Source organism: Archangium sp., from assembly GCF_036389735.1.
GTDB lineage: Bacteria > Myxococcota > Myxococcia > Myxococcales > Myxococcaceae > Archangium.
In genome coordinates, this window is the sequence record NZ_DASVWK010000981.1 from 1 (window position 1) to 10,435 (window position 10,435).

10 protein-coding genes and 1 pseudogene are annotated in these 10,435 nt (G+C 72.0%); 9 read left to right on the forward strand and 2 right to left on the reverse strand.

Features of this window, described 5'->3' with window-relative positions:
* From VF794_RS34865 to VF794_RS34905, 9 genes and pseudogenes are all read left to right on the forward strand, one after another.
* A pseudogene (locus VF794_RS34865) lies at positions 1-470 on the forward strand (3-hydroxy-3-methylglutaryl-CoA reductase); the annotation flags it as partial.
* On the forward strand, positions 467-1,924 hold the full coding sequence (locus tag VF794_RS34870) for a phytoene desaturase family protein (protein ID WP_331117442.1): 1,458 nt from the start codon (positions 467-469) through the stop codon (positions 1,922-1,924). The pseudogene VF794_RS34865 and the gene VF794_RS34870, both read left to right, overlap by 4 nt.
* The gene (locus VF794_RS34875; protein ID WP_331117443.1) at positions 1,921-2,898 is read left to right on the forward strand and encodes a carotenoid 1,2-hydratase; all 978 of its coding nucleotides are present in this window, start codon (positions 1,921-1,923) and stop codon (positions 2,896-2,898) included. Before VF794_RS34870 ends, VF794_RS34875 begins: the two co-directional genes overlap by 4 nt.
* A complete protein-coding gene (locus VF794_RS34880; RefSeq protein WP_331117444.1) occupies positions 2,895-4,013 on the forward strand; it encodes a glycosyltransferase family 2 protein in 1,119 nt (372 codons plus the stop codon). Before VF794_RS34875 ends, VF794_RS34880 begins: the two co-directional genes overlap by 4 nt.
* Positions 4,010-4,333 carry a lycopene cyclase domain-containing protein gene (locus VF794_RS34885; RefSeq protein ID WP_331117445.1) on the forward strand — a complete coding sequence of 108 codons (324 nt, stop codon included), beginning with the start codon at positions 4,010-4,012 and terminating at the stop codon, positions 4,331-4,333. Before VF794_RS34880 ends, VF794_RS34885 begins: the two co-directional genes overlap by 4 nt.
* A complete protein-coding gene (locus tag VF794_RS34890; RefSeq protein WP_331117446.1) occupies positions 4,330-4,677 on the forward strand; it encodes a lycopene cyclase domain-containing protein in 348 nt (115 codons plus the stop codon). Before VF794_RS34885 ends, VF794_RS34890 begins: the two co-directional genes overlap by 4 nt.
* Entirely contained in the window at positions 4,674-5,360 is a 687-nt protein-coding gene (locus VF794_RS34895) for a lysophospholipid acyltransferase family protein (RefSeq protein WP_331117447.1), read from the forward strand. The genes VF794_RS34890 and VF794_RS34895 overlap by 4 nt, the downstream gene beginning before the upstream one ends.
* A complete protein-coding gene (locus VF794_RS34900; protein ID WP_331117448.1) occupies positions 5,357-6,217 on the forward strand; it encodes a MerR family transcriptional regulator in 861 nt (286 codons plus the stop codon). Before VF794_RS34895 ends, VF794_RS34900 begins: the two co-directional genes overlap by 4 nt.
* 22 nt (positions 6,218-6,239) lie before the next feature.
* Positions 6,240-7,130 carry a MerR family transcriptional regulator gene (locus tag VF794_RS34905; protein WP_331117449.1) on the forward strand — a complete coding sequence of 297 codons (891 nt, stop codon included), beginning with the start codon at positions 6,240-6,242 and terminating at the stop codon, positions 7,128-7,130.
* Between the two features lie 8 nt (positions 7,131-7,138).
* On the opposite strand, the gene VF794_RS34910 is transcribed toward VF794_RS34905, so the two are convergent.
* Positions 7,139-8,644: a peptide MFS transporter gene (locus tag VF794_RS34910; protein ID WP_331117450.1), complete on the reverse strand. Its 1,506-nt coding sequence runs from the start codon at positions 8,642-8,644 to the stop codon at positions 7,139-7,141.
* Positions 8,645-8,658: 14 nt separating this feature from the next.
* On the reverse strand, positions 8,659-10,435 hold a 1,777-nt coding region (locus VF794_RS34915; RefSeq protein ID WP_331117451.1), incomplete at its 5' end, for a thiamine pyrophosphate-binding protein.

Here is a 10,435-nt window from a genome sequence, read left to right on the forward strand (position 1 = left end):
TGGCGTGCGGCAACGACTGGCGCGCGGTGGAGGCGGGGGCGCATGCGTACGCGTCGCGCTTCGGGGTGTACCGGCCGCTGACGTCGTGGAGGCAGGGGGCGGCGGGCACGCTGGTGGGGCTGCTGGTGATGCCGCTGGCGACCTCGACGGTGGGTGGAGCGGCGCGCACCCACCCGGGCGTGCGGCGGGCGCTGAAGCTGGCCGAGGTGGCCAGCGCGGTGGACCTGGCGGGACTGGCGGGGGCCGCGGGGCTGGCCACCAACCTGGCGGCGCTCAAGGCGCTGTCCACCGAGGGCATCCAGAAAGGGCACATGGCGCTGCACGCGCGGCGCGTGGCCGCGGAGGTGGGGGCCCAGGGCGAGCTGGTGGAAAGCGTGGCCGAGCGGCTGGCGGGCGAGCGTGTCTACCGACCGGAGCGCGCGCGGGAAATCCTCGCCGAGGAGGTACGGCGGAAGGAGGCCACGCGATGAAGTCCATGCGTGTCGTGGTGGTGGGCGGCGGAATCGGAGGGCTGACGGCCGCCGGGCTCCTGGCGAAGGAGGGCCACGACGTCACGCTCTTCGAGGGAGGCCCCACCCTCGGGGGAAAGGCGCAGTGCGTCCAGGTGGACGGGCTCCGGCTGGACACCGGGCCCACGCTGCTGACGCTGCCGGACGTGGTGAAGGGACTCTTCGGGCTGCTGGGCGCGGAGGACCTGCTGCCGCCCATCACGGAGCTGGAGTCCCAGTGCACCTACCGCTTCGCGGACGGGTGCGGCTTGGTGGCATCCAAGGACGTGGAAGCCACCGCCGAGAGCGCGGGCCAGCTGCGTCCGAGCGAGCGGCGCGGGGTGCGGAGCTTCTACATGGAGGCCGAGGCCATCTGGCGCGCCGCGGGCGAGCCGTACCTGGAGGCCCCCTTCGAGGGCCTGGCCGGCTTCATGGCGCGCGTGGCGAAGCGGGGCGTGGTGGCGATGGCCCGGGGCATGAAACTGGCCACGCTGGACGAGCTGGCGCGGGCCCACTTCAAGACGGACCACATGCACCAGTTCGTGGGCCGCTTCGCGACGTACGCGGGCGCCTCGCCCTACGAGGCGAGCGCCGCCTACGCCCTCATCCCCCACATCGAGCGTGCCTATGGCGTGCACCACGTGCGGGGCGGCATCGGGGCGCTGGTGGACGCGCTCGGGGCGGCGGTGAAGCGCCTGGGGGTGAAGGTGCACCTCAACGCCCGAGCCCACTATGTCCGCGACGCGCGGGGCTATCAGGTGGGGCCCCAGGGCGGCGAGGAGCGCTTCGACACGGTGGTGGTGAACGCGGACCCGATGGAGTCGCTCGGGCGGGGCGGTGAGCCGCTGTCGCTGTCCGGCTACGTGCTGCTGCTGGAGGTGGACGGCCGGCCGTCACTGCCGCACCACACGGTGCTCTTCAGCAAGGACTACCGCCGCGAGTTCGACGAGCTCTTCGGCGGGCAGCTCGCCAACGACCCGACGGTGTACTTCTGCAACCCCTCGGCGACGGACCCGACGGTGGCGCCTCGGGGGAAGACGGGCCTCTTCGTCATGGTGAACGCGCCGGCGCTGCCACGCGAGCCGGGCGTGCACGAGCGGGCGGCGGCCGCCTGGGAGCTTCAGGCCGGGCGGGTGAAGGCGCAGATGTTCGACAAGCTGCTCACGCACTACCCGGAGCTGCGCGGGCGCATGTGGGTGGTGGGGCAGCGCACGCCGGTGGACCTGGCGGCACTGGGGGCACCGGGTGGCTCCATCTACGGCTTCCTGCCGCATGGGAAGTTCGGCCCCTTCCGCCGGCCACGCATCCGGGGCGGCACGCCGGGGCTCTTCTTCGCGGGCGGCGGCACGCACCCGGGCGGTGGGGTGCCGCTGGTGATGCTGTCGGGCCGCTTCGCCGCGGAGATGGCCTCCGAGCACCTGCGGAGGAGCGCATGAGGTGCCTGGACCTCTCCTCCGCCCCGCCGAGGCTGCCGAAGGGCCACCAGTGGATGGCCGAGCTGCCGGCGCTGCCGGATACCGCGGGGGCCTACCGCTGGTTCTACGCGGACGTGACGGCGGGCGACTTCAGCGCGGTGTTCATCTTCATGGTGGGCTCGCTCTTCTCGCCGCGCTACTCGGTGGGGGCGCGGCGTGGAGCCCGGCCGCTGGAGCACTGCGCGGTGAACTTCGCGCTCTACCACCAGGGCGTGCGGCGGCGCTGGGTGCTGAGCGAGTACCCGGTGGCCTCGGTCCAGAGGTGGGGCCGGGCGCTGCGCATCGGCCGCTCGCTGCTGGAGTACGCGCCGGACGGCACGGTGCGCATGGAGGTGGACGAGCGGTGCGCCCCCTTCGGTGGGGCGGTGCGGGCGCGGCTGGTGCTGGAGCCCCAGGTGCCGGCGGCGGAGGAGGTGCAACTGGTGCCGGGGTTGCCGCACTACTGGCGGGCGCTGGCGCCTCGGGCGAAGGCGCGGCTGGAGGTGGCCTCGGAGGGCGTGGTGGCGGAGGGCCTCGGCTACCACGACAGCAACCATGGCGAGGAGTTGCTGGGCGAGCGGCTGCCGGGGTGGCACTGGGCGCGGGTGCACGGCCCGGAGGAGACGGTGGTGGACTACCACCTGCCGGCCGGGGTGGCACCGCTGCGGGTGACGGCGAGCGCGGTGGGGACGAAGTCCGAGCGGAGTCCGCTGCCGACGGAGGCTCGGCCGACGAGCCTGACGAACTGGGGCCTGCGGGTGCCGGCGCACCTGTACGCGGGCGGCACGGTGGTGGGGGCGCCGCGGCTGCTGGAGTCCTCGCCCTTCTACGCGCGGGTGGCGGCGCGACGGGGCGAGGTGGACGTGATGGGCGAGGTGGCGGACTTCCGCCGCTTCCACTCTCCCTTCATCCGGTGGATGGCGCACTTCCGCACGCGCGTGGAGCGCGCGGCATGAATCCGCTGGCGGCCATGGGGTTGGGCTGGGTGGTGCTGGCCGGAGGCTTCAGCGCGGTGGCGCTGTCGCGGCTGACGCGGCGGGGCCCGGCGCGGGAGCGCACCCGGGTGCCAGTGCTGCTGTTGCGGCCGGTGGACGCGCCCACGGCGCGGGAGTTGGAGAACCTGGGGCGGCCCATCGACTACGCGGGGCCGCTGGAGCACGTGGTGCTGTCGCCCTCGGAGCCCCGGCTGCCGGCGGAAGTGAGGTGGCTGCGCAGCGACCCGTCGACGCCGAACCGGAAGGTGGGGCACCTGCTGCACGCGCTGGAGGCGCTGCCTCGGGACGGGCGGGTGGTGCTGGTGGTGGACGCGGACGTGGCGGTGACGGGGGCGCTGGTGGAGGGGCTGGCGGGGCCGGTGGCGGCCGGGGCGGCGCTGAGCACGGCGGTGCCGACGCCCGTGGGCGAGCGGGGGCTGGCGGATCGAGCGGTGGCGGGACTGCTGCGGCGCACGCACCACAGCTTCCGGGCGTTGCACGTGATGAGCGCGGGGGCGAAGGCGGTGTGCGGCAAGGCCCTGGGGCTGAGCGCGGGGGCGGCGGAAGAGCTGTCGGGGCTGGCGGACCACCTCGGCGAGGACCTGGAGCTGTCGAAGCGGCTGCACGCGCGAGGGCTGGACGTGGCGCTGTGCGAGGTGCCGGCGCTGGTGCCGCTGTCGTCGAGCACGTGGAGCACGGCGCTGGCGCGCTTCACGAGGTGGATGCAGGTGTTGTCGAGCCACCGCCCCGCTCTCTACCCGACGGTGCCGCTGCTCTTCACCCCGACGTGGCCGCTGCTGCTGTTGAGCGTGCTGGTGGGCTCGAAGTGGCTGGCGGCGGCGGTAGTGGGTCTCCTGGGCGTGAGAACCCTGTTGTCCTGGCGGCTGGCCCAACTCTCCACCACCCCGACAACCCACCTCACCCCCGTGCGCCATACCACGCTGGACTGGCTGTTGGGCGAGGCCCTGCTCCTGGCCGCCTTTCTCTCATCGCTCGTGCGCCCGGCGAAGGTGACGTGGCGGGGGAGAACCTACGCCTTGCATGCCGGGGGGCGCATGACTCCGGCCTGGACGGAGCCGAGTGGAGGCCGGGGATGACGTACGCACGCTTCCTGGGGTTGTTCGTCGTGCTGCCCATCCTCTTCCTGGTGGTGCGCTACCGGCGCACGCTGTCGTGGCGCGGGCTGGCGCCGATGGGGCTATTGCTGGTGGTCGTCTACGCGGCGACGACGCCCTGGGACAACCTGGCGGTGAAGTGGGGACTCTGGGGGTTTGATCCAAAGCGCATCTGGGGAATCAAGTTGGGGTATCTGCCGCTGGAGGAGTACCTCTTCTTCGGACTCCAAACGGTGTTGGTGGGGCTGTGGGCGCGAGAGCGGCTGCGGCGGGTGCTGGAAGCGGAAAAGGTGGCGTCATGATGGAGACGCGCTGGGCGTACATGATCCACCTCTTCGCCTGGGCGGGGCCCATCCTGCTGTTGCAGTTGGGGCTGCTGGTGCACCACTTCCGGAGCCGTTCGGGGGCGGTGCTGCGGGCGGTGATTCCGCCGGCGCTGGTGGTGGGGACGTACCTGGCGGTGGCGGACCACCTGGCCATCCGCTCGGGCATCTGGAACTTCGGTGAGGGCCGGCACCTGGGCGTGTACGTGGCGGCGGTGCCGCTCGAGGAGATCCTCTTCTTCCTGATGACGAGCCTGATGGTGTCCTTGGGACTGACGCTCTTCACCGCCCTGCTGTCGCGCCGGGAGGCGCGTGTGCCGTGATTCGGGCGGCCAAGGGCGGACTCTTCGGCTGGGTACTCGACGGATACGTGGGGTGGAAGTTCAAGTCGGCGTTCCGCGGGCTGTGGGTGCGCGGGGAGCTGCCGGGAGGTGCGGGCGCGCGCCTCGTCTACGCCAACCATTCCAACTGGTGGGATGGCTTCGTGCTGCACCAACTGGGAAAGGCGGCGAGATGGGACACGTACTGCGTGATGGAGGAGCACAACCTGGAGCGCTACCGCTTCCTGGCGAGGCTGGGGGCGTTCAGCATCCGCCGGGGCGAGGGGAGCTCGTCGCTGGAGACGCTGCGGTACGCGAGCGGGCTGCTGCGTCAGCCGAGGGCGACGGTGTGCATCTTCCCGGAGGGCGAGCTGAGGCCCTTCGGGGTGCTGCCGCTGAAGCTGGAGCGGGGAGTGGAGCTGCTGGGGCGGGTGGGGAAGGTGGAGGAGTGCGTGCCGCTGGCCCTGCGCTACGCCTTCTTCGAGCACGAGCGGCCGGACGTGCTGGTGGAGGTGGGGACGCCGCACGTGGCGGGGCCGCTGTCGCGCTTCCAGGCGGAGCTGGAGGCAGCGGTGCGGAGGCTGGCGGCGGCGACGAGCCTGGAGGGCTTCAAGCGGGTGGTGTCGGGGGCGAGCGGGGTGGCGGAGCGCTGGGACGCGGTGCGGGGGAGGGCGCCCTCGGCATGACGCTGCGCATCCGCACCATCGCCCGACTGACGGGCATCCGCGAGGCCACGCTGCGCGCCTGGGAGCGGCGCTATGGCTTTCCGCGGCCGGTGCGCAACGAGAGCAATTACCGCGTCTATAGCCGGGAGGAGGTGGAGCACATCCGCCGGGTGGCGAGGCTCATCTCCGAGGGGCTGGCGGTGAGCGAGGCCATCGCCCAGGTGCGCACGCTGCCGGTGGCGGAGCTGCCGGTGCGCGAGCGGCTGGTGGAGCGCTTCTGGTCGGCGGTGATGGTGCTGGACGGGGACGAGGCGGATCGGGTGTTGGGCGAGGCCCAGGCCACCATGGACGTGGAGGCCTACTGCGACACGTTGCTCATGCCGCTGCTGCGGGAGATGGGGGCGCGGCTGGACATCGCGCGCGAGCACCTGGCCTCGGCGCTGATCCGCCAGCGGCTGCGCGCGCTGGTGTTGGCGGAGGACGCGCGCCGGGAGGGGCCCCGGGCGCTGCTGGCCTGTCCGGAGAGGGATCTGCACGAGGGTGGGCTGCTGGCGCTCGGGCTGCACCTCAAGCGCAAGGGGTGGCGGGTGATGCTGCTGGGGGCGGACACCCCGGTGGAGGCTTTGCAAGCAGCCTGCCAGCAGGTGCATCCGGAGCTGGTGGCGCTCTCGTGCGTGCGGCGTCGGGAAGCGGCGGAGCTGGAGCAGTTGTTGAGGGGGGTGGTGGGGGCGTGTGCCCCGTCGCTGGTGGTGGTAGGCGGCCCGGGCGCGCGCGAGCACCTCAAGGCCATCTTCAGCGCGGGGGCGCAGTACGCTGAGTCCGCGGACGAGCTGGTGGCCCTGTGGCAGCAGGTTCGTGGTGCGTCCAACCGCACTTGACGGAGAGGCGGGTGGGGAAGTCATGGCGGAGCGCACCTACAGAATCCATGTCGCCGCCGAGCTCTCCGGAGTGCGGGTGGAGCTGATCCGCGCGTGGGAGCGCCGTTACGGCGTGCTGGTGCCCAAGCGCACGGCCTCGGGCTACCGGGTGTACACGGACAGGGACGTGGCGCTGCTGCGGCGGCTCAAGCAACTGACAGAGCAAGGGGTGTCCATCAGCGAGGCGGCGACGATGCTGCCGCAGTTGCTGATGGAGCTGGAGACGACGCAGCCTCGCCCGGAGGTGAGCCTCTCGAGTGTGCGGGCCTGGCTGGACGAGGTGCTGAGGGCGGCGGAGGGCCTGGAGCAGGCGCGGGTGTCGGAGGTGCTGGACGAGGTGATGGCGGCGCTCTCGCCGCTGAGGGCCTATGACGAGGTGCTGGTGCCTCTTCAGCGCGAGGTAGGGGAGCGCTGGCACGCGGGCACCTTCTCGGTGGCGCAGGAGCACCTGGTGACGCAGGAGGTGCGCGCGCGGCTCATCGGCCTGCTGCACGCGGCGCCGAACCGGGGGCGCCGGCGCGTGGTGCTGGCGTGCTTCCCGGAAGAGCAGCATGAGATTGGCCTGCTGGGCGTGGCGCTGCGGATGCGGCACGCGGGGCTGTCGGTGACGCTGCTGGGACAGCGGACGCCGGCGGAAGAGGTGGGCCGGACGGCCCGGCGGTTGAACGCGGACCTCGTGGGGTTGTCGGCCGTGACGGACCTCGGCACCACCTCCTTCGAGGGGACGCTGTCGCGCATCAAGGCGGAACTCCCCGAGGGAACGGCGCTCTGGGTGGGGGGCGCGGTGGCCCAGCATTACCGCGCGGGGTGCGAGCGGCTGGGCGTGCACGTGTTCGAGAGCGCGGACGACTGGTCACGGCTCCTGGGCGGGTGAGCGCGCCCTCAGTGCACCCCGCTCATCATCCGTCGGATGGGGCGCACGAAGAGGGCGAGGATGAGGCCCACTCCGATGGCGGTGACGGCCACCGCGCCGAAGAGCTGGGGCAGGGGCATCGACCCGACCCGACCGGCCAGCTGCCCGGCGATGAGGTTGCCCAGCGACATGGACATGAACCACACGCCCATCATCTGCCCCACCGCCCGCTGCGGGGCCAGCTTCGTCACCGTGCTCAAGCCCACGGGGCTGAGGCTCAGCTCGCCGAAGGTGTGCAGCAGGTAGGTGAGCACCAGCCACATCGGGCTCACCTTGTGGCCCGCGGCGGCCGCCACCGAGGCCACCACCATCACCCCGAAGCCCGAGCCCAGCAGCACCAGTCCCAGCGAGAACTTGGCCGGGCTGGACGGCTCACGGCCCCGCTTGTTGAGCCACACCCACAGCCAGGCGAACACCGGGGCCAGGGCGATGATGAAGAGCGCGTTGACGGATTGGAGGAAGCTCGCCGGCATCTCCCAGCCCAACAGCACCCGGTCCGTGAGGTCGCGAGCGAAGAGGTTGAGCGAGGAGCCCGCCTGCTCGAAGCCGGCCCAGAAGATGGTCGAGCAGAGGAAGAGGATGCCGATGACGGCCACCCGCCGCTTCTCCGTGGGATCCAGCCCGCCGGCCGTGAACATGTAGGCGAAGAAGGCGAGCGCCAGCGACAGGATGAAGAGGCCACCCGCCCTGGACAGGCCCACCGCCGTGGTGAGGTCCACCTGGCCCGTGAGCTGGAGCACCACCAGCAGCACCACCAGCGCCCCCACCACTCCGAGGCCCAGCAGGCGCGAGGTGCCGCGCTTCTCCGGATGCCCTGGCTCGTGGGCGCGGGCCTCCGCCACCTTGGGCTTCATTCCCACCTCGCCCAGGTGCCTGGCTCCCAGCAGGTATTGGATGACGCCGAACACCATGCCGATGCCCGCGACCCCGAAACCCAGGTGCCAGTTCACCCGCTCTCCCAGGTACCCCACGAGCAGCGGCGCGCTGAAGGCGCCGATGTTGATGCCCATGTAGAAGATGGAGAAGCCCGCGTCCCGCCTCGCGCCGCCCTCGGGGTAGAGGTCTCCCACCATGGTGCTGATGTTGGGCTTGAGCAGCCCGGTGCCCAGGACGATGAGGAAGAGGCCCAGATAGAAGAAGGCGAGTCCGGGCAGCGCCATGCTGAAGTGGCCCAGCGCGATGATGATTCCGCCGAAGAGCACCGCGCGCCGCTGGCCCAGGAAGCGGTCCGCCAGCCACCCTCCCGGCATGGCGGTGAGGTACACGCCCGCGGTGTAGAGGCCGTAGATGGCGCCCGCCTTCTCCGTGTCGAAGCCCAGGCCCCCCTGCGCCGCGGCCGTCGTCATGAAGAGGATGAGCAGCGCCTTCATGCCGTAGAAGCTGAAGCGCTCCCACATCTCCGTGAAGAAGAGCGTGGAGAGGCCGCGCGGGTGGCCGAAGAAGCTCCGTTGCCCTGGGGCGGGTGTCTGGCTCATGGCCCCGGACCTTATCAGCCTTCCCTTGGCGCCGAGGCGACAGCGGTGAATCGGTCCCCGTACGGCGGCACCTCGCGGAAGTCGATGCGGCACACGATGACCTGCGGCAGGCGCTCCTCGTCCGCGCGCCGGAGCACCTGGGGCAGCAGCTCCGCGAGCTGGCCCGGCCGCGTCACCTCGTAGGCCCGGGCGCCCAGCGCCTCGGAGAACTTCACCAGGTCCGGGTCTCCCAGGCTGAAGTATGGATCGTCCAGCGGGTACTCGTCCCGGGCCTGCACGTGCTCGCCGTGGTTCACCGTGCCCAGGTAGTTGTCGTTGAGCACGATGTAGACGGCGCCCACCCGGTAGCGCACCGCCGTCAGCACCTCCGTCCCGTTCATCAGGAACGAGCCGTCCCCGGTGAGCGCGATGGCGGTGTTCTCCGGCCGGCCAATCTTCCCGCCGATGACGGCGCCCAACGACCAGCCCATGGAGGACAGGCCACACGGGTAGAAGACGCGCGTGGGAGGGGTGATGCGCAGGCAGTGCGTGGCCCAGGCGGTGCAGTTGCCCATGTCCACGTACAGGTCCGTGTGGGCGCGCAGGTGCGGGTTGAGCTCCGCCATCACGTGCTGCGGCTTGAGCGGCCCGTCCTCGGGCAGCACCGGCACGGCCGCGCGGTGGGCGAGGTTCATCGCGTTGAGGTACTGCCGGCGCTCGCGCACCACCGCCTCGTTGCCCGGAGTGGACGTGTGGCCGAGCTCCACCAGCCCCGCCACCACGGAGCCCACGTCCGCCACGATGGGCAGGTTCACCTGGAGGAACTGGCCGATGACGGACGGCGTGGCGTCCACCTGGATGACGGTGTGCGCGGCCTCGAAGAGCGAGGAGAAGCTCTTGCTGGCCCACTCCCCCAGGCGGCTGCCCAGCACCATCAGCACGTCCACGCCCTCGCCCAGGTACTGCTCGGCGCGCTTGCTGCCGGCGATGCCCAGCACGCCCAGCGACAGCGGATCCTCCTCGGAGAAGAGCCCCTTGCCGCGCGGGCTGGTGACCACGGGGATGCAATAGCGGCGCACGAAGGCGGCGAACTCCGCGCCCCGGCTCTCCAGTGCCTCGCGCGCGCCCGAGCCCAGGTACAGCAGCGGCCGCCGGGCCTGCCGCAGCAGCTCGAAGGACGAGGACACCTCGGCGGCCGGCGCCGCGGGCAGCGTGCCGCGCCAGGCGCCCGGCGCCGTGGGCACGCTCACCTTGGCCAGCTTCTGTCGGGCCACGTTGACGGGCACGCTCAAGTGCACCGCCGCGTGGGGCACCGCCTGCGCCACCTTCAGCGCCCGCTCGAGGAGCCGGGGGAAGCTCTTGGCGTCCACCACCGAGGTGCTCGAGGCCGTGCAGTGCCGGAACATCTCCGCCGTGTTGATGCCGCCCTCGTCGGTGCTCTCCTGGATGGCGCCCAGGCCGAAGCGCTCCGTGGACACCTGCCCGCTGAGCGTCAGCACCGGCACCTGATCCAGGTGCGCCGAGGCCACGCCCGTCATCGCGTTGGTGGCCCCGGGGCCCGCCGTCACCAGGCACACGCCCAGCTTGCCCGTGGCGCGCGCGTACCCGTCCGCCATGAAGGCCGAGCCGCCCTCGTGGCCGCCGATGATGAAGCGGATGCGCTCATGGCGGCGCAGCGCCTGCACCAGCGGCGCGATGTTGCCGCCGGGAATGCCGAACACCGCGTCCACCTGCTCCGCCTCCAGGTGCGCCAGCAGGGCCTCCACCACCGTGACGTCCTCGAGCGTGCGGAAGGTGCGCAGCCGCGCCAGG